Origin of the sequence: Gluconobacter potus (assembly GCF_015244705.1) — a bacterium.
Taxonomy (GTDB): Bacteria; Pseudomonadota; Alphaproteobacteria; order Acetobacterales; family Acetobacteraceae; genus Gluconobacter; species Gluconobacter potus.
In genome coordinates, this window is record NZ_JABCQF010000001.1 from 369,029 (window position 1) to 393,755 (window position 24,727).

Annotated in this window: 18 protein-coding genes and 1 other RNA gene; 15 read left to right on the forward strand and 4 right to left on the reverse strand. The window is 62.3% G+C overall.

The window, feature by feature from the left end:
* Positions 1–78: 78 nt before the first annotated feature.
* Positions 79–522, reverse strand: a complete 444-nt coding sequence (gene clpS, locus HKD31_RS01665) for an ATP-dependent Clp protease adapter ClpS (protein ID WP_194263851.1) — start codon at positions 520–522, stop codon at positions 79–81.
* A gap of 243 nt (positions 523–765) precedes the next feature.
* On the opposite strand from clpS, the gene HKD31_RS01670 reads away from it, so the two are divergent.
* The 8 genes from HKD31_RS01670 to HKD31_RS01705 all read left to right on the forward strand — a co-directional run bounded on the left by HKD31_RS01670 (position 766) and on the right by HKD31_RS01705 (position 8,442).
* Positions 766–1,812: a D-alanyl-D-alanine carboxypeptidase family protein gene (locus tag HKD31_RS01670; protein WP_194263850.1), complete on the forward strand. Its 1,047-nt coding sequence runs from the start codon at positions 766–768 to the stop codon at positions 1,810–1,812.
* Between the two features lie 91 nt (positions 1,813–1,903).
* A complete protein-coding gene (gene map / locus HKD31_RS01675; RefSeq protein ID WP_041111196.1) occupies positions 1,904–2,704 on the forward strand; it encodes a type I methionyl aminopeptidase in 801 nt (266 codons plus the stop codon).
* Complete coding sequence (gene ggt, locus HKD31_RS01680; RefSeq protein WP_194263849.1) at positions 2,701–4,500, forward strand: gamma-glutamyltransferase; 1,800 nt, start codon at positions 2,701–2,703, stop codon at positions 4,498–4,500. Before map ends, ggt begins: the two co-directional genes overlap by 4 nt.
* 74 nt (positions 4,501–4,574) lie before the next feature.
* An RNA gene (gene ffs, locus HKD31_RS01685) (signal recognition particle sRNA small type) lies at positions 4,575–4,671 on the forward strand.
* Between the two features lie 95 nt (positions 4,672–4,766).
* Positions 4,767–6,725, forward strand: a complete 1,959-nt coding sequence (locus tag HKD31_RS01690) for a DNA polymerase III subunit gamma/tau (RefSeq protein WP_194263848.1) — start codon at positions 4,767–4,769, stop codon at positions 6,723–6,725.
* 10 nt (positions 6,726–6,735) lie between these two features.
* Positions 6,736–7,059 (forward strand): YbaB/EbfC family nucleoid-associated protein, encoded by a 324-nt coding sequence (locus tag HKD31_RS01695; RefSeq protein ID WP_194263847.1) that lies wholly within the window; start codon positions 6,736–6,738, stop codon positions 7,057–7,059.
* Positions 7,060–7,084: 25 nt separating this feature from the next.
* On the forward strand, positions 7,085–7,681 hold the full coding sequence (recR, locus tag HKD31_RS01700; RefSeq protein ID WP_194263846.1) for a recombination mediator RecR: 597 nt from the start codon (positions 7,085–7,087) through the stop codon (positions 7,679–7,681).
* Positions 7,682–7,683: 2 nt separating this feature from the next.
* Entirely contained in the window at positions 7,684–8,442 is a 759-nt protein-coding gene (locus HKD31_RS01705) for an SDR family oxidoreductase (RefSeq protein ID WP_194263845.1), read from the forward strand.
* A gap of 4 nt (positions 8,443–8,446) precedes the next feature.
* Here the strand turns inward: HKD31_RS01705 and HKD31_RS01710 are convergent, their stop codons facing one another.
* A complete protein-coding gene (locus HKD31_RS01710; RefSeq protein ID WP_194263844.1) occupies positions 8,447–8,950 on the reverse strand; it encodes a chorismate--pyruvate lyase family protein in 504 nt (167 codons plus the stop codon).
* A 43-nt stretch (positions 8,951–8,993) separates the two neighbouring features.
* A complete protein-coding gene (locus HKD31_RS01715) occupies positions 8,994–9,320 on the reverse strand; it encodes a TIGR02300 family protein (RefSeq protein ID WP_062507949.1) in 327 nt (108 codons plus the stop codon).
* A gap of 172 nt (positions 9,321–9,492) precedes the next feature.
* On the opposite strand from HKD31_RS01715, the gene aroA reads away from it, so the two are divergent.
* The 6 genes from aroA (at position 9,493) to HKD31_RS01745 (ending at position 21,124) form a co-directional block, all read left to right on the forward strand.
* Positions 9,493–10,821, forward strand: a complete 1,329-nt coding sequence (gene aroA, locus HKD31_RS01720) for a 3-phosphoshikimate 1-carboxyvinyltransferase (RefSeq protein WP_194263843.1) — start codon at positions 9,493–9,495, stop codon at positions 10,819–10,821.
* Positions 10,818–11,459 carry a (d)CMP kinase gene (gene cmk / locus HKD31_RS01725; protein ID WP_041111181.1) on the forward strand — a complete coding sequence of 214 codons (642 nt, stop codon included), beginning with the start codon at positions 10,818–10,820 and terminating at the stop codon, positions 11,457–11,459. The genes aroA and cmk overlap by 4 nt, the downstream gene beginning before the upstream one ends.
* Positions 11,460–11,713: 254 nt before the next feature.
* Complete coding sequence (gene rpsA / locus HKD31_RS01730; protein WP_062497811.1) at positions 11,714–13,426, forward strand: 30S ribosomal protein S1; 1,713 nt, start codon at positions 11,714–11,716, stop codon at positions 13,424–13,426.
* A 246-nt stretch (positions 13,427–13,672) separates the two neighbouring features.
* Positions 13,673–17,020 carry a glycosyltransferase family protein gene (locus HKD31_RS01735; protein ID WP_194263842.1) on the forward strand — a complete coding sequence of 1,116 codons (3,348 nt, stop codon included), beginning with the start codon at positions 13,673–13,675 and terminating at the stop codon, positions 17,018–17,020.
* A 24-nt stretch (positions 17,021–17,044) separates the two neighbouring features.
* Positions 17,045–20,035 (forward strand): glycosyltransferase, encoded by a 2,991-nt coding sequence (locus tag HKD31_RS01740; protein WP_194263841.1) that lies wholly within the window; start codon positions 17,045–17,047, stop codon positions 20,033–20,035.
* A gap of 48 nt (positions 20,036–20,083) precedes the next feature.
* Positions 20,084–21,124: a CgeB family protein gene (locus HKD31_RS01745; RefSeq protein ID WP_370543876.1), complete on the forward strand. Its 1,041-nt coding sequence runs from the start codon at positions 20,084–20,086 to the stop codon at positions 21,122–21,124.
* Between the two features lie 153 nt (positions 21,125–21,277).
* Here the strand turns inward: HKD31_RS01745 and HKD31_RS01750 are convergent, their stop codons facing one another.
* Positions 21,278–23,992: a M16 family metallopeptidase gene (locus HKD31_RS01750; RefSeq protein WP_194263840.1), complete on the reverse strand. Its 2,715-nt coding sequence runs from the start codon at positions 23,990–23,992 to the stop codon at positions 21,278–21,280.
* A gap of 165 nt (positions 23,993–24,157) precedes the next feature.
* Here HKD31_RS01750 and HKD31_RS01755 point away from each other — a divergent pair, with 165 nt between their 5' ends.
* A complete protein-coding gene (locus tag HKD31_RS01755) occupies positions 24,158–24,694 on the forward strand; it encodes a hypothetical protein (RefSeq protein ID WP_194263839.1) in 537 nt (178 codons plus the stop codon).
* Positions 24,695–24,727: the final 33 nt, after the last annotated feature.

A 24,727-nucleotide genomic window follows, 5' to 3' on the forward strand; every position in this document is an offset into this window, starting at 1 on the left:
AACGTGTAACGCCAGCCAGAAACGCAGATGGAAACAAGAAAATATCCTGCGTCCGCGCTTTTCTGTCTGTCAGACGGATCAGTCTTTCTCGATCGTGCACTGAAGGGGGTGCTGGTTCTGGCGCGCCAGGTCCATCACCTGTGTCACCTTGCTCTCGGCCACTTCATACGTGAACACACCGCAGATTCCGACGCCACGCTGATGGACCTGAAGCATGATGGACGTCGCCTCATCGCGCGTCTTGGCAAAGAAGCGCTCCAGGACATGCACCACGAACTCCATCGGCGTGTAGTCGTCATTGAGCATCAGGACCTTGTACATGGAAGGCTTGCGCGTCCGGGTTCGCGGCCGCACCACCACCCCGATGTCAAGGTCCTGATCCCCGTCTCCGTCCCCAGGTCCGTTCCCGGGCCCATGGGGCGGAATGGAGTCGGGAGACTCCGGCCCCATGCGGGATGCGAGCCGCGGGAATACGGCACGGGGAAGGCCATTCAGACAGGGGGGAAGATCATAAGAAGACATGACTGGTATGATATGGTGCGAATTTCGGTCTTGAGAAGGGCCGCGCGCCTCTGAAATGAGGTTTTTATGCGCCCTCTGCCATGATGCTGCCGCGTTTGCCTCCTGCTTACGAAAAATTAAGGAAAGTCCTTCAAAGCTGGTGGACGGGAAGTTTTCAATGCGCCTAGAGTACCTGCAACGCCGGTGGCTTTAGAGCCCGAAACCCTTCCCGCGACGATGTTCCGTTCAGAGGCTGTCAGACAAATGCGTTTTCCGTTCCAGAAAGCTTTTCTGTTGTGCGCCATGACAGCCATGGGTCTGGGATCTGCCAAAGCGCAGTATGCCGGACATATCTCCAGCTATGTGATGGATGCCCGCACGGGTGCGGTTCTCTCGGCAACGGATGCCGAGCTTCAGCGCTATCCGGCCTCCCTGACCAAGCTCATGACCCTGTATCTGACCTTCCGCGCCCTTGAGGCCCATCAGATCACGCTTGACGATCAGGTTCCGGTCTCCATTCACGCATCCGTCCAGGCGCCTTCCAAGCTTGGGCTCGTGCCGGGGACGCGTCTGACGGTGGAACAGGGTATTCTGGGACTCGTCACCAAATCCGCCAATGACGCCGCCTGCGCCCTTGGTGAGTTTCTCGGCGGGGGGGACGAGGTCCGTTTCGCGCAGCTTATGACGCAGCAGGCCCGCGCCCTCGGCATGACCAACACGACCTTCCGTAATGCGTCCGGCCTGCCGGATCCGGATCAGGTCACCACGGCCCATGATCTTGCCCTGCTGTCACAGCATCTGATTTCGGATTTCCCGCAGTATTATCACTATTTCAACGTACCTTCGTTCTACTTCCATCGCCGCATGGTCCCGAACCATGACCCGATGCTGAAGATCTATGCGGGCGCGGATGGTCTCAAGACCGGCTATACCGATCTTGCAGGCCACAATCTCATCACGTCCGCCCAGCGCGGCAATGTCCGCCTGATCGGTGTGGTCATGGGGGCGTCGAACAATACCCGTCGTTCGATGGAAATGGTGTCGCTGCTCGACAAGGGCTTCGCGGATGAGGGCGTCGCGCCCCAGCCGCTCCTTCACCCGGTGGCACCGTCCGGTGTGCTGATGGCTTCTGCCCGTCGTCGCGGTCATTTCCGTCACTCTGTCCTGCTCGCGTCGTCGCGGCCGATGGAAGTGGCCGATGCCCCGACTGCTCCACGCCGTTATGGGCGGATTTCCCATCATGGCGCGGCCGTCCGGATGGTCAGCGCGCGTCATGTCGTCGCCCACAAAAAGCGTTCCCGGCACAGCTGATGCCGAAAATCTGACCTGCCGCCTTGCGATCCCGCCCGGACAGACGCATTTTGTCCGGGCTTTTTGAAGATTGAAGGATCGGGCAGCAGATATGGACAAGGCACGGGGCATCGTTCTCTACGATCAGGACGATTTCAAACATCTGCATCGCGTCGGTCGTCTGACGGCAGAGGCGCTGGACATGATCACCCCCCATGTTCAGCCTGGCGTCACCACGGAAGAGCTTAACCAGCTTATCCATGATTTCACGATCGCTCATGGCGCCACGCCGGCCCCGCTGAACTATCGCGGCTATCCGAAATCCTGCTGCATCTCGATCAATCACGTCGTGTGTCACGGCATTCCGGGCTCCAAGAAGTTGTCCAACGGGGACATCGTCAATATCGACGTCACCTCCATTCTGGATGGCTGGTATGGCGACAGTTCGCGCATGTATGTCGTGGGCAAGGCGCCCAAGAAGGCCGAGAAGCTGGTCGATGTGACCTATGACGCGATGATGCGGGGCATTGCCCAGGTTCGTCCCGGCAACACGCTTGGCGATATCGGCCATGCCATCCAGGAATATGCAGAGGCCAACCGCTTCTCCATCGTGCGGGATTTCTGCGGCCATGGCATCGGCCGCGATTTCCACTCCGAGCCGAACATCCTGCACTACGGCAGGCCGGGTGAGGGCGTGAAGCTCGTGGAAGGCATGGTCTTCACGATCGAGCCCATGCTGAACATCGGCCGCCCGGACGTGAAGATCCTTGATGATGGCTGGACAGCTGTCACCCGTGACCGCACCCTGTCCGCCCAGTTTGAGCATCAGGTCGGCGTGACGGCCGATGGCTGCGAAATCTTCACCCTGTCCCCCAAAGGCTACACCAAGCCACCCTACGGAGAGACTGCATGAGAGCGTTTCCGCTTCTTCTCGCCACGCTCCTGATCAGCAGCACGACGCTCGCCAATGCCGCGCCTCAGGCGCTCAGCTCCGCCCATGATCCGCTGGCCTTCGGTCCGGATCATGTCAGTGCCGGTGTTCTGGCTTCGGGGCGTCACGGCATGGTGGTCTCGGCCCAGCATCTCGCCTCCGATGCGGGCGCGAAGATTCTGGCGCAGGGCGGGAATGCGGTCGATGCGGCTGTGGCTGTCGGATATGCGCTGGCCGTGGTTTACCCCGCAGCTGGCAATATTGGCGGTGGGGGTTTCATGACCCTGCGCCTGAAGACCGGCCAGACTGTCTTCATCGATTTCCGCGAGCATGCGCCGGGTGCCGCAACGGCGACGATGTATCAGGACGCTTCGGGCAAGGTTATTCCGGGCCTGTCCACCGAGGGCTGGAAAGCCGTTGCCATCCCCGGCACGGTGGCGGGTCTGGACGCCATTCTTCAGAAATGGGGCCGTCTGTCCCGGGAAAAGGTCATGGCGCCTGCCATTGCGCTGGCCCGTGACGGCTTCATCCTGAATCAGGGCGATGCGGATCTCCTGCACACCTCCACGCGCTATTTCCAGAAGGACCCGTATGCCCGGGCGTTCTATCTGCGCCCCGATGGCACGCCGCTTCAGGCCGGTGACCGTCTGGTGCAGAAGGATCTGGCCAACTCCCTCGAACTGGTCGCGAAGGAAGGCCCCAAAGCTTTCTATGAAGGTCCGATCGCGAAAGAAATCGTGCGTGCCAGCACGGAAGGCGGCGGTCTGCTTCAGCCTGCCGATTTCACGTCCTATCACATCCGCCATCTCGAACCGATCCGCTGCACCTATCGCGGCTATACGATCGATACCGCCCCGCCACCGAGCGGTGGCGGCGTTGCGCTGTGCGAGATCCTGAACATCCTGTCCGGCTACGACATGCATGCGCTTGGCCTCCACACGGCGCCGTCCGTGCAGCGTGAAGTCGAGGCCATGCGTCATGCCTATTCGGACCGCCGGGACCTGGGCGATCCGGATTTCGTGCACAACCCTGTCGAGCACCTGATCGATCCGGCCTATGCCTACCAGATCCGTCAGGGCATCCCGACCGATCATGCCCTGTCGTCCAGTACGCTGAGGGCAGGGGAGCCGCTTCCCGCTCCCGTGGCGCAGGCGGCGCCTGACACGCAGGAAAAGCACGAGACGACGCAGTTCTCCGTTCTCGATCATGATGGCATGGCCGTTTCCGCGACCTATACCCTCAATGGATGGTTCGGTGCGGGTGTGATGGGCGGTCATACCGGCATCTGGATGAATGACGAAATGGACGATTTCTCGTCCAAGCCGGGTGCGCCCAACATGTTCGGCATTGTCGGTTCGGAAGCGAATGCGATTGCGCCGGGCAAGACGCCCCTGTCGTCGATGTCACCGTCCATCGTCTCGCGTGATGGTAAAACCGTCATGGTGATCGGTAGCCCGGGTGGCTCGCGGATTCCGACCATCACGCTCTCCGTCATTCTTGGTGTGATCGATTACGGGCTGGATATCCGGCAGGCCGTGGATCTGCCGCGAATCCACGAGCAGTGGGAGCCTTCGGCCGTCGAGCTGGAGCCGGGTGCGTTGTCTGACGAGACCATGCAGACCCTCAAAGCCGAAGGTTATGCCCTGTCGCCGCATCGCCCCTGGGGTGTGGCCGAAGGCATTCTTGCGGACCGCCCGAGCCTGTCTGCCGCAAAGACCGGCCTGATCTATGGCGCGGCTGATCCGCGGCACATGGGCGGGGCGGCTGTCGGAGAATAAGACGGGACAATGAGGGCGCACTCTGATGATTGGGGGTTGTCAGACACCCCTCTCTCCGTGTTAGGAGAGCGCCGGGAGGTCGGCTTTGGACGGATACCTTGCCAACCCGGTCAGGTCCGGAAGGAAGCAGCCGCAGTGAGTTTTATCCGGGTTGAATGTCCGGCCTCCTACCTCACACAGATCACCGGACGCTCCGGTTTGTTAAACGCAGCGTCCCGACCGTTCCTCCACGGTCCCATCCTCAGTGCTGAGGGTCAGACAATTCCATGACTGATGAAAACGACGATCTCCCCCTGCCGCCCGAAAATGGCGGCGGCTTCTTTGGAGACGCGCCAGAGCCGGAAATGTCTGCGCCTCCGGCTGCCGAGGCCACGCCCTATCGCGTTCTGGCCCGCAAATACCGCCCGCAGACTTTCGATGACCTGATCGGTCAGGATTCCCTCGTCCGCATCCTGCGTCGCGCTTTCGAGCTCAAGCGGGTGGCGCATGCTTTCATGCTGACCGGCGTGCGGGGCGTAGGCAAAACGACGACCGCCCGCATCATCGCCCGCGCCCTGAACTGCGTTGGCCCGGACGGCAAGGGCGGCCCGACGGCCGATCCCTGCGGCGTCTGCCCCAATTGCACGGCCATTCTCGCGGACCGTCATCCCGACGTTCTGGAAATGGATGCTGCCTCCCGTACGGGCGTGGATGATGTGCGCGAAATCATCGAGGCCACGCGCTTTCGACCGATGCAAGCGCGGATGAAGGTCTTCATCATCGATGAAGTCCACATGCTCTCTCGCAACGCTTTCAACGCGCTGCTCAAGACGCTTGAAGAACCGCCGCCGCAGGTCACGTTCATTTTCGCCACGACCGAGCTGCGCAAGGTCCCGGTGACGGTGCTGTCGCGTTGCCAGCGTTTCGACCTGCGCCGCGTTCCGCAGTCCCTTCTTGCCGGGCATTTCCACAATATCGCCGTCAGGGAAGGGGCAACCCTTTCCGAAGACGCGCTTGCCCTGATTGCCCGCGCGGCAGACGGTTCCGTGCGTGACGGGCTTTCGCTGCTCGATCAGGCCATTGCCCAGGGGGCCAGCGATGCCGATGCCGTGGCCGACATGCTCGGCCTGGCGGATCGCGGACTGGTCTTCGATCTTCTGGATGCCCTGATGGCAGGCAAGCCCGCCGACGCGCTGGACCTGACCGATCAGGCCTATGCCCGCGGTGCCGATCTCGGCGTTCTGCTGGCGGATCTGCTGGATCTGCTGCACCTGATTTCGCGCCTCAAGGCCATTCCGTCGTTGCGGGAAGGCCGGGATCTGCCGGAAGCCGAGCGCACACGAGGCGCGGCTCTGGCCGACCGGCTGTCCAATGCCGTGCTCGGTCGTGCCTGGCAGATCCTGCTCAAGGGCGTGCAGGAAGTCGAAACCGCTCCGGATCGCCGTCAGGCCGCCGAGATGGTGCTGATCCGTCTGTGCCATGCCAGCCTGCTGCCCACGCCGGATCGCCTGATCCGCCAGTTGACCGAAGGGGGGCAGGATCTGTCCCTCCCGGCTGGTCCATCCGGCACGACGGGTGGTACGTCTTCCGCAGCGCCATCCGGGCCGGTCAGCGGCATCGCGTCCAGCAGTGTCAGTGAAACCTCTGGCGGCCCCGCGCCCCGGGCCCATGTCCGGCTGGTCGCCAATGGTGGCGAGATCATCGAGCCCGGCATCGGTTACGCCGAACCTGTTCCGGAGCCAGAGCCCGAACCCGAGCTTCCGCCCCCGCCGCGCACATGGCGCGAAATGGTGGCGATGGTGGCACGTGAGCGCGAACCCGTGCTGCACGGTATGCTCCGCAATGCCGTCCATCTCGTGCGCTTTTCGCCGCCGGACGTGCAGATCCGCGCCGAAGAGCCGCAGGCCCGCATCGAACGCCAGCTTCAGAAACTGCTGGATCGCGTCTATCCCGGCCAGTGGCGCGTCAGTGCTTCCACCGCTCCGGGTGAGCCGACGCTGGATGAGCAGGGTGCTGAAGTCGTGGCCCTCAATCAGGCTTCGGTGGAGCAGCATCCGCTGGTGCAGGCCATCCTGAAGACTTTCCCGGGCGCGAAGATCGGGGAAGTGCAGGATCATTCCCTTGATGAATACGGTCTGCCGCCGGAAATCACCGTGCCGTTGACCGATGACGAACCGCCCGATCTGGAATTCGCGCCCCTGGATGCCGATTTCCTTGATGAAGACGATCTGAACCTGAACCGATAGGACGATACTGATGAAGAACCTTGCCGGACTGATGAAGCAGGCCAGCCAGATGCAGGCCAAGATGGAAGCCGCCCAGAGCAATCTGGCGTCCCTCATTGTTGAAGGCTCAGCCGGTGCCGGTCTGGTGACGGTCAAGCTGACGGGGAAGGGCGAGATGCGCGATCTGAAGATCGACCCGCAGCTTGCCGATCCGACCGATATTGAAACGCTGCAGGACCTGATTGTTGCCGCCTATACGGACGCCAAGACCAAGGCTGAAGCTGCAAGCGCCGAAGCCATGCGCGATGTGACGGGTGGTCTCGATCTCCCGGCCGGTCTGAAGCTGCCGTTCTGATCCGGCTGACAGGGACTGCACGCCCATGATGGGCCATGGCGATATCGACCAGTTGATCACCATGCTCGCGCGCCTGCCGGGGCTCGGGCCACGCTCCGCCCGTCGGGCCGCGCTGGCCCTTCTGCGTCAGCCGGAAAGCCGGATGCTGCCACTCGCCCATCTGATGGAGCGCGCCGCCACGAGCGTGAAGACCTGCAGCCTGTGCGGTAATCTCGATACGGTCGATCCGTGCCATATCTGCACGGATGCAGGGCGTGACCGGGGCCTGATCTGCGTGGTCGAAACCGTGGGCGATCTCTGGGCGCTGGAACGCGCGGGCGTCCATCGGGGGGGCTATCAGGTTCTGGGCGGCACCCTGTCCGCGCTGGCCGGGCTTGGCCCCGATGACCTGAATGTCCGCCCGCTGTTCGAGCGGATCGAGGAAGGTGGGGTGCGGGAAGTCATTCTTGCTCTCAGCGCCACTGTCGAAGGGGCGACGACCGCGCACTGGCTGCAGGAACGTCTGCTGCCTACAGGCGTGGCTGTGACGCGCGTGGGGCATGGCGTCCCCATGGGCGGCGCGCTGGATGTGCTGGATGACGGCACGCTGGCCGCGGCTCTCACGGCCCGTCGGTCTCTCTGACCATGGTTGCGCCTTTCCGGATTTCGCCGCGCGTCCCCCGTGTCGCACTCGTCACGGGAAGCGCGCGCCGTATTGGTGCGGCTCTCGTGGAGATGCTGGCGGAGCAGGGATTCGCGGTCGCCATTCACTGCCGTGACAGCACGAATGATGCTGAAGCCCTGCTGGAGCGGATCGGAGGCAAAGGCTGCGTCCTGCAAGCCGATCTGCAATGCGAAGAGGATGTGGAAGCGCTTCTGCCCCGCGCCAGTGCCGCGCTTGGCCCGGTTGGAATCCTCATCAACAACGCCTCCGCCTTTATCCGCGACGAAATGGGCAGTGTGACCCGCGAAAGCTGGGACCTCCATCTGGAAACCAATCTCCGTGCACCATTCGTGCTCTCGCAGGCGATGGCACAGGCGCTTCCCGAAGGTGCCGAGGGTCTGATCCTGAACATGCTGGACCAGCGTGTCTGGAACCTGACCCCGCATTTCGTCAGCTATACCCTGTCGCGCACGGGATTATGGACCCTGACGCAGACCATGGCTCTCGCACTCGCGCCCCGGGTGCGGGTGAATGCGATCGGTCCCGGTCCGGTCCTGCCGGCCGTGCGTCAGAGCCAGGAGCATTTTGACAACATGTGTGCGCGAACTCCGCTGCAACACGGCTCCTCGCCCGAGGAAATCGCTCAGGCCGCGCTCGCGCTGTTCGCGCTCCCGTCCGTAACAGGCCAGATGCTGGCGCTCGACGGCGGGCAGCATCTGAACTGGTCGCCCGCGTCCTGAAGTCTCAGGGGCGGATCGCGGCCGGAAGGTAATCTTCCACGACGAGTGAAATCGGCGCGTCATCGACCCCACGCCGCAGCAGCGCCCGGTTTTCCAGAACGATTCCCGATGCCTGGCCCGGAAAACGTGTTTCGAGTCTCTGACGCCTGAAAGCCGTCTGCTGCACAACGCGTCCGAACGGCGTGTCCGTCTGTTCCAGCAGGGTATTCATGGCGGGGGAGAGGCGCTCTGGCACATACCAGTTCCAGGCGTCTGATAGCACGGTCTCGCCGCACAGCAGCCGGACATGCCGTGTCATGACCTGATGCGTCTCGCTGACCTGCAGCAGGGTCAGGATTTCTTCCGTCACCGGCCGGTCCACGCTCAGGCGCAGTACCCGGATCGGGTTGGCGCAGCGGGCCTGAAGCACCGCCGTGGCACTGGACTGGCTGTCAAGCCGGGCCCTGAATGCGCGAACGGCTGCGCTGTCCGGGGCAAATACACCTTCCGGATCAGAACAGCCGCTCATCAGCGCCGCCAGAAAAACAGCGCAGAGGACTCTGGAGACAACCTTAGTTGTCGTCGCGGTCATCCTTGTCGTTCGGGACTTCGATGTCATTGCTGAGATCATCGTCATCGTCCAGATCGTCGTCCGGGGCGATCACATCATCATCGTCCTCGTCTTCGGCGACTTCCAGATCCACATCATCCTCATGCTCGTTGGCCTGGGGCTTGGGATCCTTCTCTTCCGGCAGCGGAACCTCGCTGCGCTTGAGACGGGAATCGTCCGGCTGCGTCGTGCCGCATTTCGGGCACACCGCAGGGACGCGGTTGAGGTCATAGAAGCGGGCGCTGCATTCAACGCATGTCCGTTTCAGACCGAGTTCGGGTTTTGCCATTGTGCGGAGCCTGCTAATGCCTCGAATAAGGAACGCGGCCATGCCATCTTGCGCGCGCCCTGTCAAATCCCGAAGCATGATTCCTGACAGTTTTCAGGCGCATGACTGTGCCACCCCGGCATGATTCACGAGGTGATTGACAGGCGAGGGGAGCCCCAGCAAGAACATTGCCATGCAAGTCTCGCGCCCCCTGACCGTCTCCGCGTCCCCCAAGGGACTTTCCGGCCGCACCCGTGTCCCGGGTGACAAATCCATCAGCCACCGCTCGCTGATGTTCGCCGCTCTCGCCTCAGGCCGGACCTATGTGACCGGCCTGCTCGAAGGCGAGGATGTGCTGCGGACCGCGGACGCCATGCGTGCGCTGGGCGCAACCATTACGCGTGAAGGCGCGGACTGGGTGATCGAGGGGCGCGGCGTGGGTGCCCTGACCGAGCCGGCGGATGTGCTGGACATGGGCAATTCCGGCACGGCCGCGCGTCTGCTCTCCGGAATCCTGTCTTCCCACGCCTTTAACAGCATCATGACGGGCGATGCGTCCCTGCGCTCGCGTCCCATGCGCCGCGTGACAGTCCCGCTGGCGGCCAACGGCTCCGAGTTCCTGACCCGCGAGGGCGGTCGACTGCCGATGGCGATCCGCGGTACGGGGGAGGCGAAGTCGATCGAATACCGCCTTCCCGTCGCATCCGCCCAGGTCAAGTCCGCCATCCTGCTGGCCGGTCTGAACGCCCACGGCACCACGGTTGTGGAAGAGCCCGTCGCGACCCGCGACCACACCGAGAACATGCTCCGCCATTTCGGAGTTGAGGTCGATGTCTCCCGCTTCGGTGCCGGCGGACGCCGAATCGCCCTGAAGGGGCCGGTGCGCATGACCGCCCGTGACGTGACCGTCCCCGGCGATCCGTCCTCCGCGGCTTTTCCGATCGTCGCGGCCCTGCTGGTTCCGGGTTCGGATATCTGGATCGAAGGCGTGGGGCTTAACCCGCTGCGTACGGGCCTGTTCACGACCCTGATCGAAATGGGCGCCAGCCTCTCCATCGAAAACGAACGCGTCGAAGGCGGTGAGCCGGTCGGTGATCTGCATGTGCGTTACAGCAAGCTTAGGGGCGTGGATGTTCCGCCTGAGCGCGCGCCGTCCATGATCGACGAATACCCGGTTCTCGCCGTGGCCTGCGCCTTTGCCGAGGGCGCGTCCCGTCTGCGCGGTCTGGAAGAGCTGCGCGTGAAGGAAAGCGACCGTCTGGCGTCCACGGTTGCGCTGCTGAACGTGAACGGCGCTGAAACCGAAGTGATCGGCGACGATCTCATCGTGAAGGGCTATCACGGCCCGCTCGGCGGCGGCACGGTCCAGACCCACATGGATCATCGTCTCGCCATGAGCGCCGTCGTGCTTGGCCTTGCCGCCCAGAAGCCCGTGAACGTGGACGACACCGCCTTTATTGAAACCAGCTTCCCCGGTTTCGTGGACCTGATGAACGCTCTCGGCGCAGGGCTGACGCCGTGACATCGCGCCCGCTTGTCATTGCCGTTGACGGTCCCGCTGCGGCCGGGAAGGGCACGCTCGCCAAGGCGCTCGCTGTGAAGCTGGGGCTGCCCTATCTCGATACCGGTCTGCTCTATCGCGCCGTCGCCCGCCGGATGGTGAATGCCGGGCTGGACCCGGCTGGCGATGCGTCGGCGGAGGCACAGGCCCTGCAACAGGCCGATCTGGCGCGCACGGATCTACGCGTTCCCGAGATCGACCGGGGCGCTTCCCTCGTGGCGGCCCAGCCCGCCGTCCGCGCGGCCCTGCTCGAACGCCAGCGTGTCTTTGCGTCCGAAACGGGCGCGGTCGTGGATGGCCGTGACATCGGCACCGTTGTCTTTCCGGATGCGGATGTGAAGTTCTTCATCACGGCCTCCCCACGCACCCGTGCGCTGCGCCGGCATCATCAGGTCCATGGCGGGACTCCGCTGGGCGAGGCCGCCCTGGAGGCTGCCGTGGCCGAGATCGTGGCGCGGGACGAGCGCGACTCATCGCGTGAAACCGCTCCGCTGGTGCAGGCTCCCGACGCCATCCTGATCGAGACCGACACGCTCTCTGCCGCCGAGGTCCTTGATAAGGCCTGCGAAACCGTTGCCCTGCGTTGCGCGCGAAACTGACCTGACGACGCAGCGCCCGAAAAAGCGCCTTTTTTTATTGACACCGCGCCCCCGCAGGGTGTTGGTGCACCGTATCACCCGGCCGCAAGGGCAGGGAGATGGTCTGTTCTGCGTCTGGCAGGCAGGTCAAACAACCAACAACCCGATCTGACCGTTCAGCGGCAGCGGGGAGACGTCCGGTCCGTCATGGATCTGGCGCAGACGTGGATATCCGCTCCGCCAAGGGAACGGGCATCCGGGAATATAGTATCTACATGGCTTCAGCCACTCAGACCCCCACGGCCGATCACGGCGTTGAGGATTTTGCAGCCCTTCTCGAAGAGACCCTGGGCCGTGACACCGGCTTTGACGGCTCCGTCGTCACGGGCCGCGTTGTCCGCCTGACCGACGAATTCGCAATCGTCGATGTCGGCCTCAAGAGCGAAGGCCGCGTGTCCCTCAAGGAATTCGGTCCGGCCGGCGTTGCTCCGGACGTGAAGCCGGGCGATGTCGTCGAGCTTTATGTCGAGCGTTACGAAGACCGTGACGGCTCCATCGTCCTGTCGCGCGAGAAGGCTCGCCGCGAAGAGGCATGGACCGCCCTGGAGCGTGCGTTCGCCAACAACCAGCGCGTCAACGGCACGATCTACGGTCGCGTCAAGGGCGGCTTCACGGTTGATCTCGGCGGCGCCATGGCGTTCCTTCCAGGCAGCCAGGTTGATATCCGTCCGGTTCGTGACGTCGGACCGCTGATGGGTCAGCCGCAGCCGTTCCAGATCCTGAAGATGGACCGCGCCCGTGGCAACATCGTTGTCTCGCGTCGTGCCGTTCTCGAAGAGACCCGTGCGGAACAGCGCTCCGAGCTGATCCAGGGCCTGAAGGAAGGCATGATCCTTGACGGCGTCGTCAAGAACATCACCGACTACGGTGCGTTCGTTGACCTCGGCGGCGTTGACGGCCTCCTGCATGTCACCGACATCGCCTGGAAGCGCATCAACCACCCGTCCGAGGCTCTGCAGATCGGTCAGCCGGTCCGCGTGCAGGTCATCCGCTTCAACCCGGACACGCAGCGTATCTCCCTCGGCATGAAGCAGCTTGAAGCTGATCCGTGGGAAAACGTCGCCATCAAGTATCCGGCTGGTGCACGCTTCACGGGCCGCGTCACGAACATCACCGACTACGGTGCATTCGTGGAGCTGGAGCCGGGCGTCGAAGGTCTGGTGCACGTTTCCGAGATGTCCTGGACGAAGAAGAACGTCCATCCGGGCAAGATCGTCGCCACTTCGCAGGAAGTCGACGTCATGGTTCTGGATGTGGACAGCGCCAAGCGCCGCATCTCCCTCGGCCTCAAGCAGGTTCAGCGCAACCCGTGGGAGCAGTTCGAGGAAGAGCACAAGGTCGGTTCGATCATCGAAGGCGAGATCCGCAACATCACCGAGTTCGGTCTGTTCGTTGGTCTTTCCGCAGATATCGACGGCATGGTTCACATGTCCGACCTGTCCTGGGACGAGCCGGGCGAAACTGCCATGTCGCACTACGAGAAGGGCCAGGTCGTCAAGGCCAAGGTTCTCGACGTGGATCCCGAGAAGGAGCGTATCTCCCTGGGCATCAAGCAGCTTCAGGAAGATCCGGCAGCTGACACCCTGTCCCGCGTCCAGAAGGGTGCTGTCGTCACCTGCGTCGTGACAGCTGTTCAGAGCAACGGCATCGAAGTGAAGGTCGACGACGTTCTGACCGGCTTCATCCGTCGCGCCGAGCTGGCTCGTGACAAGGCCGAGCAGCGTCCGGAGCGTTTCGCAGTCGGTGAGAAGGTTGACGCCAAGGTCGTCTCCGTTGACCGTGCGTCCCGCAAGCTGGCCCTGACGATCCGCGGCCGTGAGGTCGAGGAAGACAAGCAGGCCATCAACGAGTACGGGTCTTCTGACTCGGGTGCGTCCCTGGGTGATATCCTGGGTGCCGCCATCCGCCGCCGTAACACGGACGCCTGAGCTCCCGCTTTGGTGAACCGGGAGAGGATTTCCTCTCCCGGTCGGATATGAAAAGGGTCGCTTCGGCGGCCCTTTTTTTATTGAAAATTCATTCTTTCAGAGTGGGCTTTTTCTTAACGGCGCCATCCGCTACACAAGAGAATGCGCTGAGACGGAAATGTCGTGAACGGAAGGGCATGCCCTGCTGGAATCCGGACGACTGGCCAATATTGAATATGGGAGTGGGCATCCGAGCCCAAGAGATTGATGGCGGTCATTTACAACACAAACTATACCCACAATCCCAATTCCTATCTGACGCTTGCTGTTCAGCGGGCAGCCCAGACGCTCTTTGGCAAGGAGCATGTTGTTGTTGCGGACAACATGAGCCTGGCCGGTATCGCGGCATCAGGTGAGCATGATGTCCTGATCTGCCTGGATGCGCAGCGCATCAATTTGCCCCTGATCCGTCGTGTGCGCCCTGCGTTCAGGACCATGATTCTCTGGACTTTCGAAGACCCCTTCATGCGGGACTTCAATGTCGAGAATGCCGAACTCTTCGATTATGTCTTCACGAATGATCCGTCCTGTGCCGAATATTATCACGGCAAGGGGCATTATCTTCCACTGGCCGCGAGTCCGTCGATTCACGAGCGCGCTGTGCTTCCCGCAGCCGAACTGGAATATGATATTTTCTTTGCCGGTACGATGTGGCCCAATCGCGTCCATACCCTGCGCAAGGTCATCGCGGCGTTCCCCGATGCCCGTCTCAAGCTCGTCTGCCCGACCAACGAATTCCTGCCACCTCTCCCGGCCGATCTGGCTGCGCTGGCCATCCAGCGCCCGATCAGCCACGAAGCCTTCATTGATTTCGCAAATGTCAGCGCCGTCACCCTGACCATGTTCCGTGACTATGCCAGTCACGGGGATGTCAGCCAGGCTACGGCCCCTGGCCCACGTTTTTTTGAACTCGCGCTGGCGGGTGCCGCACAGGTTGTCGAAGCTCCGGAAAGCATGGCGGCTGAACATTTTGAGACGGTGAATGGTATTTCCCTTGCCCGGGATGCCAATCAGGTCGTCAATGCCATTGCCCGGCTGCTCCAGCAGAAGGGTGCACGTCGCAATGCGGCTCTGGCTGCGCAGAAATCCGTCGTATCGCAGCATCTGTACGAGCACCGTCTCGAAAAGATGCGCGATATTACCGGGGCCGATTTCGGGCGTCGGACCCAGGCTCTTGGGCCCCTGCGTCGTCGCCGGCGTCTGCGTGTGCTGATGTGCACGCATTCCACGATTCACGAGCAGGCATGGGGTGGTGTTGAAGTCTATCAGCAGGGCCTGTGCGCGCTTCTGTCGCGTGATGTGGAATATTTCTACTGGTTGCGTCGCGGCGGTTTCTGCCGTCTGACCACGGCCAATGGCCATGAACTGGAGCGCTTCGACGTGCCGGAAGTGGGCTGGCAGGACGCGATGTGTGATTCGCCGGAAGAAATGGCGTTTTCCAGCGTTATCAGCCAGTACAATATTGATCTCGTTCACTTCCAGCATCTGGGGCATCACGCCCTGTCGCTACCGATCATTGCGAAGGCCAATGGCGCGGGCGTGATTTTCTCCGCCCATGATTTCTGGCTGGTTTCTGCCCGTTACAATCTGCTGAATCACGAGCTCCGCTACGTCGAGGACGAGGTCCGCTCCGTTCTGGCCGCCGATATCACCCTCAAGGCCTCCGAAAATGTGGATCATGGCGGTGAGCAGACCCGTCGTGCCTTCGTGGCCAAGATGCTGCATTCCGTCGATGCCATCCTGTTCGGCACAGTCCATTCCCGGAACCTGACGCACGAAATCTATCCGGTGCTTGATACCAAGCGCAGCCTTGTGATGGGCATTCCCAGCCCGGACAACACCGTTCCGGTCGTGATGAAGCCCTACGAGCCTCTGGGGGACCGTCCTCTTGGCGTTGCGATCGTCGGGAACTTCCTGCGGACCAAGGGTGCCGATACGATCCTCAACCTGATCGATATCGCTCATCCGGACCATTTCGTCTTCCATATCTTTGGCTATGTGCATCCGGAATATGAAGCGGTCCTGACTGCGGTTCCGCGTCCGAATGTCAAGATTTACGGCCGTTATGAGATGGGAGACATCGAGGCGCTGAAGGTGGCCGATGTTGCGCTGAACCTGTCGATCTGGCCCGAGACCTACTGCATCTCCCTGTCCGAGGCCTGGCAGAATGGTCTCATCCCCATCGTGACCGATGTGGGCGCTCTGGGAGATCGCGTCGAAGACGGCGTCAACGGTTTCAAGGTTCCCATCAGCCGCCCGAGCATGGTGCTCGAGCGGCTGGAACTGCTGCGTTCGTCCGAACCCCTGCGGCGTCAGATCATGCAGAACATCACGCCTGCGCTCTGGACCCATGCCCGGGACTATGCTGATGAACTGCTGGCGCTCTATCACGATACGGCGCCGCGTCGCGAAATGGGTGTGTCGGAACTTCGTCTGGATGCCGGGCAGGTTCATCTTCTGGCCCATCCCACCTGGCGCCATCAGGCACCGCCGCGGCACATCTTCGATCCGCCGACCGCGCGCGATCTGTCCGTGGAAATGCCGGTCCCCGTTTCAGACTGGTTCTCGGTGCAGGGTGCCGAATGTTATATCGATGACATCTGTCACCATGTCTTCTCCGGTGTGGAAGAGAAGCCCTTCCCGGGAGCACTCGAGTTCCATATCCGCGGATGGATGATCCTTCCCGGAATCAGTTCTGCGGGGCAGATGTTCACGGTCCTGCTGGGCGAAGACCCCGACAGCGCCATGATCTTCCTGGAATGCCAGCGCGAGATCCGGGCGGATATCGCAGAGCTTTTCGTCAATGCTCCGCGTCGTGCCGGCTTCTCCGGTAAGGTTGCGCTGCGTGGGAAATGGTGTGAGGGACGTTTCCGCATCGGTTTGATCAACGTGGTCAACGGTCAGGGGGCGTTCCAGCTGACGTCCATGCAGATCGAAGTCGAAGGTGGCCAGATCCGGAAGATCATCCGCTCTGCTCCTTCCAATGACCTTATCCTGTCCGACTTCCGCCGTGTCTCCCATAGTGACGGTCTGATGCGTGGTGTGAAGCTGTCCGGTGTCGGCAAGCACCAGATGCATCCTTACACGTCCGGGGCACTGGATTATTCCATCGATGATTTCACGGGGCTGGCTGGCGATCCCCCCGCTGAGCTGACTCCGGATGGTCCTCTGGCAGTCCGGGGGTGGATGTTCTTTCGCAATCTGTCCCGTGCCGGCCAGGTCTATGGCGGGCTGGTTTCGGAAAGCCGTGATGAGATCGTATTCTTCGCGCTGGAACGTGTGCTCCGTGCCGATGTCGGGACAGCGCATCGCGATGCACCGATCTGTGCCGGATTCTGTGGTACGTTCATGCCGCGCGAAGGCTATGCCCGCCCGCTTGATGGCGTCTATCGTTTCATTCTGGTGAACGTCGTGGGAGACCTCTACGGATCGAGGATGACGAATATTGCCGTGACATTCGATAATGGTGCGATCCTGTCTGCGGAATATGTCGACCTGCACACCGAGAACGTCGAACGCGGGGAACGTCTTCTCGCGGGAAAAATCGTTTCCTGACCTGCGAGCAGGAGGCTTGCCCTGATGTCCGAAACTGTTTCAGCCCCGTTATCCGAGACGCGGGAACCCCGGTGGGCCCGCTTTGATACGCAGTGGTATCTGCTGCGCTATCCCGAGGTGCGGGACTGGATGCGGGAAGAAGGACAGGACGATCCGTATGCGTTCTATCTTCAGACAGGCCAGCGTTACGGACATTCCCCGAACCGGTATTTTGATGAGATCTGGTATCGTGACGCGCACAAGGATGTGCGTCAGGGACTGATCCGGGAAGAATGGGCGTCGGGTTTCGAGCATTATACTGCAACCGGATACAGAACCCATTCTCCGCACTGGCTGTTTGACGAACCGGGATACCGCCGCCGTTATCCGGAGCTCACGCAGCGTTTTCTGAGCGAGAACGGTTTTCGCAACGGCTACGACCATTATCTTGAGATCGGAGAGAGCCACTATTACCGAGGGCATCATTTCTTCGATGATGAACTCTGCCGCGAGCTTTCCCTGATATTTCCGGACTGTTTTGACAGCCGGATCGGGCTGTTCGGGTCATGGCTCGGACTGCCGGCCCATGTTGCAGATGCCGGACGCGTCTCGTGGTATTTCGACCCGGTCTGGTATCTGACGCGCTATCCCGAGGTCCGGCAGGAAATTGCCGCAGGTCATTATTCGAGCGCCCTGCATCATTACCTCACTAACGAAACACCGCGTCTTTTCGATCCCCAGGAGTTCTTCTCCGAAGAGTTTTATCGGCAGGCCCATCCGGATATGGTGCCGTCGCTGGAACATGGATATTTCCGCAACGGTTACGATCATTTCGTCCGTTACGGCGCGCTCGAAGGGCGTGCGCCGCAGGAAAACGTGGATCTTGCCGCCCACATGGCGCAGGCGCAGGTCCGCAATGACGTGCGCAATCGCCTGTATGACAGCGCCTTCGCCCATCTTGTCGCCGGCCGGACGGGGCTGGGCGAGGGGCGTATGGCGGCGCTTGCGGCTGTGTCCGAGATTCACGAGGAACAGTCCCGGGTACTGTTCGAGCGGGAAGCGGAGGCCATCCTGCCGTCACTGGTCCGGCATCCGCTGGACTTCACGGTTCACGGTGTTCCTGAAGTCAGCGTCCTCATGGTCGTCTATGACCGGATTGCCCTGACAGCGCAGGCCCTGGCTTCGCTGCGCGCCAACTACGCCGGTGCCGTCCAGCTCATACTTGTGGACTCGGGCTCGCATGACCAGACCCGCCATATCGGGCGGATGGTGCGGGGCGCCACGATCCTGCGGTACCGCTACAATATCGGGTACCTCCAGGCGTGTAATCTTGCGCTGGAAAAAGCGGAAGCGCCGTTTGTCCTGTATCTGAACAACGATATCCGCCTGTATCCCGATGCTATCGTCAACGCGCTGAAGCGTCTGCGCTCCGAGGCCGCGATCGGGGCGGTGGGCGGCAAGCTGATCCGCACGAACATGCGCCTGCAGGAAGCCGGATCGATCATCTGGCGGGATGGTGCGACTTACGGCTATCTGCGCGAGGATGATCCGAACCTGACGACGGCCAATTTCGTCCGGGACGTCGATTATTGTTCGGCCGCTTTCCTGATGGTCCGTACGACATTGCTGCGCCGTCTGGGCGGGTATGATCCGCGGTATACGCCAGCCTATTTCGAGGATGCCGATCTATGCGTGCGGATTCTCAAGGCGGGAATGCGCATTATCTATGATCCGGACGTGGTCATCGAACATCTGGAGTTCGGAAGCTCCGGTGCAGCCGGATCCCATGCCCTGATCCGGGGCAATCTCAAGACATTTGCCCGTCTGCAGCAGGATTTCCTGCGTCATCAGCAGCCGGCTCACATTCGCAACGCCGTTCTGGCGCGCGAACACCGGATCAGCCAGCGCAAACGGGTCCTTTTCATCGAGGACCGTCTGCCTCTGCGGCGTCTGGGGTCCGGCTATGTCCGCTCGAATGACATCATTCATGAGATGACGGCGCTGGGATATCAGGTCACGGTTTTCCCAGTGCTGCCCAGGGATCAGACGGCCATCGACCTGTTCGGGGACTTTCCGGAGACGGTGGAGCTGATCGTGGATCGGGATCTGTCCAGTTTCGCCGACTTCATTCAGGAGCGGGTCGGATATTACGATCTGGTCTGGATCGGTCGCACGCATAATCTGGCGCGCCTCCTGCCCCTGCTCAATGAATCGAGCCGCTATCTGCCTTCCGCCGGTCCGATCCTGGACACGGAAGTGATCGCCACGCCCCGCACGCTGGAGCGCATCCGCGTTCTGGACCTTCCGGAGCCGGATATCAGCTTCGATGATATGCTTCAGCAGGAACTGGACTGTGCCCGGTTCTGCCAGCAGATCATCGCGGTGACGTCCCATGACGCGGATCTGGTGCGTCGTGCGGGCTATGAGAATGTCTCGGTGCTCGGGCATGAACTGCAGCTCCAGCCGACGCCCGCACCGTTCGAGACCCGGCACAGCATCCTCTTTTTCGGCGCGATCCATGATGAGGGCGCTCCTAACCACGACAGTCTTGTCTGGTTTGTGGACAGTGTGCTGCCGATCCTCGACAGGGTTCTGCCGCCGGATGTCCATTTCACGATCGCCGGTTATGTGGGGCCGGATGTGGATATGACGGTTTTTTCGACGAACAGCCGGGTGGAAATCGTGGGGCCTGTGGGGGATCCGCGGGAACTGTTTGACCGGCACCGGGTGTTTGTGGCGCCGACGCGGTTTGCGGGCGGGATTCCGTTCAAGGTTCATGAAGCGGCGTCCTATGGTTTGCCGCAGGTCGTGACGACGCTGCTTCAGGAAGAAGTCGGCTGGACGGATGGTGCGGAGATCCTGGCGGCTCCGTCGGACGATCCCGAGGCGTTCGCGGCTGCCGTGGAGCGGCTTTATCAGGACGCGGAACTGTGGGAGACTCTGAGGGCTGGCGCGCTCGCGGCTGTTGAGCGGGACTGTTCTCCGGTCCATTTCCGGCAGGCGCTGTCAGGGATTGTTCAGGGCTGCATTGCATGACGTGCCGGGGAACTCCGGTTTGAAAAGTTTGGGAGAGCAGGGAAGGTTATGGACGCAGTGAATGAAACGATCGTGGAAGCCGGAAGCGCCAGCAGCGGGACGGCCAGCGGGATGAGTGGCCTGACAGGGCGCGTTCTTGTCTGCAGTGGTGGCCGGTATGAAAGCCAGGCCAATGCGCAGATCCGTGAGTCCATCATGGATGGCTGGGCGGACTGTTTTGGCGAGGACAACGTCACGGCCGTCCATATTTCGGCCGCGGCCAGTTCCATCCGGATCCTGAAGCCGACGATCGTATTCGCCATCGGCTCCTATCTTCCGGAAAGCACGTATTTCGGCGAGGTCTGCCGCGAGGCGAAGAAGATCGGCGCGGTGACGGTGTTCTGGGCGACGGAAGATCCCTACGAGCAGGACGCGAACTATCGCATCGCCGATGATTTCGACGTGATCTTCTCCTGCGATCGCTGGGGACATAATTTCTATCAGCGCGAACGGGTGTTCCATCTGCCGCTGGCCGCCAGCCCCAAGCTGCATTACGGCGAGATCGAAGCGGATTCCGAAAAGACGATCGACGTCCTGTTCTGCGGCGTGGCGTTCACGAACCGCAAGGACATCGTCCGCAACCTGCTGCCTGTTCTGCGGGACCTGAACATCAAGATCGTTGGTCCGGGCTGGGGTGAGCTTGGGATCGGGTTCTCCGATGCGCGGATCGAGAAGTCCCAGCTTGTGGAGCTGTATCGTCGCTCCAAGCTGGTGCTGAATCTTGGCCGTTCGCTGAGCTTCGAGAACAAGCGCTTCGTGATTGCGCCGTCCACACCGGGGCCGCGGACATTCGAGGCTGCTCTGGCCGGGGCGTTCCAGGTGTTCCACGAGGATACGCATGAGATCCGCCGCTATTACTCCGCCGACGAGATCCCGGTGTTCTCCAACCGCGTGGATTTCGAGCGGCTGGTGACGACGTATCTCGACAACAATGATCTGCGCGTGAAGATGGCCCGCAAGGCCCAGGCGCGGACGCAGGCCGAGCATCTGTACAAGCATCGCATCCAGTATGCGCTGCGCGTGCTCAAGGATGAGGGGCTGATCGGTTGAGGGCCGGTCTGACCTGACGCTCTTTCCTGCCTGATCCTGAAAAAGCCGGAGCGTGTCTCCGGCTTTTTTTGTGTCCGGGGTTCGAAGGACAGGTATGAAAAAAGGCCACGGAGCAGTCCGTGGCCTTTTTGCTGTTGTGTCGGAAGGGAAAGATCAGTTCGGCTGCGGGCCCATGACGATCTGGGCCAGGTCGGTCGGGCGGACCCATTTGCGGAAAGCGGCCTGCACCTGCTCGGGCTTCATGTCATAGATCGCCTGAGCGGCCTTGGCCGGGCTGTCGAGCGGCAGGTCCAGGGCGATCAGGGACAGGTAGCTTCCGGCCAGCGCGCTGAAGCTGGCGCGGGACATGGGCTGGCTGCGCAGCAGTGACGCCTTGGCGAGATCGAGGCTCTCCTGCGAGACGGGGGTGTTGCGCATGTCCTCGACATCCTTGACGGCGAGGGCACGGGCTTTGCCGACCTTGTCCGGATCGGCGCCGAAGGTGATGCCGAAGCCGCTGCGGGTGCGGGAATAGGTAAAGCCGCTTCCGGCGCCATAGACATAGCCCGTCTTTACGCGCAGGTCCTGCATCAGGCGCGAGGAGAAGCCATCTCCGAGGATCGTATTGCCGACGGCCAGGGCATGGCGGTCGGGGTCGGTGACTTTCATGCCGATGGTCTCGACGAGTTTGACCTCATCCTGCGAGCGGCCTGGATCGGCGACCACGGCCTGCGACGTGCGGCTCAGCGGGATTGCCGGCAGGTCGACGACGGGCTTGGGGCCCACGGCCTTCCAGATGCCGAACGCCTTTTCCACGTCCGCTTTCGCGGCTTCGGGGCTGATGTCACCGACGATGACGATGGTCGTCAGGTCCGGGCGGTAGGCATGGGCGTAATAGGCCTGCACGTCCGCAAGCGTGAGCTTGCCGATTGTGGCGGGAGTCGCTTCACGCAGGGTGGGATCCTGCGGCGGGACCAGCGCCTTGCGGGCGGCACGGCCGAAGCGGTAGCCGGGGGACTGGAGTTCGCCGGCCTGCGCCTGCGCGGCCTGCATCTGGGTGATGCGGAACGCCTTTTCCGGGAAGGCCGGGTTCAGCTCATGATCGGCCAGCAGGGCGAGGCCCTTCTCGAAGTTCGGTGTCAGGGTGCTGAGCGAGAAGGACGGGCCGGCTTCCTCGTCCGCCGAGATGTCGTCGAGGGCGCGGGCGAGGGCCAGACGGTCATGCGTCTTGCTGCCGTAGAGGAACATCTGCTCGGTCACATCCGCCACGCCTTCCTGACCGGCGGGCTGTTCGAGGTCCGCGTTCTGGCGGATGCGGCCGATCAGTTCGACGGTGTGGCTGACATGCTCGGGCTGGACCAGAAGATGGAGGCCGTTCGACAGCGTATAGGCGGCCGGGAGCGGGGCTGCGGCCGGGATGGTCAGGCGGGCGAGGGCCTGCTGTGCCCAGTCGGGCAGGGCGACCTTGCCGGAGGGCGGCGTGTTGAAGGATTCCGCGCCGCCAAAGCCTTTCTGCCCAACCGGCTTGCCCGAGGGGCTCGGCGTCAGGGTGGCGGTGATGGCGTGGGCAGGGTCGAGCAGCTTTTTCGCCAGAGCGTCAACCTGCTCCTTGGTCACGTTGCGGAAGGCGGCCAGCATGTCCTGCGGGTCGTTCAGGTGCTGAATGGCAACGGCCTGCGACCAGCTTTCCGCGAGGCCGGAAATGCTGTTGGCGTTGAATTCAAGCGAGGCGATTTCCTTGCGGCGGGCGGCTTCGATCAGCTCGGCCGGGATGCCGTGGGTGCGGAAATTTTCCATAATAGTGGCGACACTGGTCCGCAGGGCGTCCGGGTTCGCATCCTTGGGGAAGCCGGCATACACGACGCCCAGACCGGCCTGCGCTTCGGGGTCATACATGAAGCCGGTATCCAGCGCCTTGCCCGACGGCACGAGATCAAACAGGGCGGCGCGCTGGCTGCTGATGGCGTCGGCGAGCAGGGTGGTTGCGGCGTAGTCGGGGTCGCGCTGGCCGGGCATGCGCCATGCCATGGTGACGAGGCCGATCGGCAGGTCGGTGTCGAGCGCGATGCTCTGGGCCTTGGCCGGGGTGGGGGAGACGGTGCCGCGCTCCGGCAGGGTGGAGGCGGGGATAGTGCCGAAAGCGGCCTGAACCTTCTTCAGCGTATCCTGCGGGTCCACATCGCCGGTGATGACCAGCACGGCATTGTTGGGCGCGTACCAGGACTCATAGAACTTCTTCAGCAGGGGCGCGGTCGTGGCGTCGAAAGATGGGCGGGTGCCGAGGGCGTCCTGCTCGTAGGGCGTTCCGGCATAAAGGGCGGCGCGGATCTGCGAGAGATAGCGATAGATCGGGCTGGAAAGATCGCGCGAGACTTCCTGCTCGATCGCGCCTTTCTCATGCGCCCATTCGGCCTCGGTGATGTTCAGGTCGCGCATGCGTCCGGCCTCGATCCGCAGCAGGACGTCGAGGTCGCTGGCGGGGGCCTTGAAGTAATACTGGGTGACGTCTGACGTCGTGTCGGCGTTGTCGTTGTTGCCGAGCTGCGCGCTGATGGTGGAAAGCTGGTCGCGCGACAGGGTCTGCGAGCCGTTGAACATCATGTGCTCAAGCGCATGCGCCGTACCCGGAAAGCCTTTCGGTGCGTTCACCGAGCCCGTCTCATAGTTCAGCATCGTCTGCACCACCGGAGCGAGGGTATCGCGCACCACGATGACCCGCAGCCCGTTGGAGAGGGTCGCCCGCGTGACCGTCGCGGGGGCGGCACTCGTTGCTGCCGCATTCGTCGTGGAGGCCGTAGCCGGTGCGGCCTGGGCGCCCGCAAGGACCGGAGGCGCCAGCATGGTGGCTGCCAGCAGGGACAGGCGGGACAGACGGGAGAGTGCGGACATGTGTTCAGAACTTTCCAGAGGAGAAATGCATCTTCACAAAAGAGTAAACCGGTTGTGCTGGTCCCTGTCCAGCATGTGTAGCCTGTGTTGATCGGGCTGTATCTGACGGTCGGATGAAGAAAAAATTATGTGCAGGGGGACGTCTGGCCGGATAAAGTGTGTGTGATGACTTTACCTGAACGCATTGCCCATGTGGATGACTGGCTGCTCGACCGGCTGTTCCAGCCTGTGGCGGATCGCCTTCCCGCGCGTCTGACGGCGCTACAGCTTGGCCTGAGCTGTCAGCTCGGCGCGCTGATGCTGGACGGGCTGTCTCTCGTGCTGCCGATGCTGCTGTTCGGGGCCAGTCTGGCCAATATGATCGACAGCGCGCTGATCTGGTGCATCAGTCTGGCGTTCTTCCTCGGCATGAAACGTTCGGCGCCGCTGGTGCGTCCCGGGATGCTCAATCCGCTGCGGCCGCTGCTGCGGGCCATGCGCCTGCTGTCTCTGGCATTTCTGGTCTACCAGCTGTTCCGGGGCATGGGGGCGCCGGGCTTCATCTGGCTGCTGACCCAGATGACCACGATTTCCCAGCTCCTGTTCACGGTGGGCCTCTATCTCGTGGCCTGCCAGCCGCGCCCGCCGTATCAGCGCATGTCCACCCGCAGCGGCCCGATCATCGAGGGCGTCTGGGGCACCGGGGGCCGGATCAACTCCTGACGCCAGGTTCCCTCGCTACGCCCATCAAGGAAA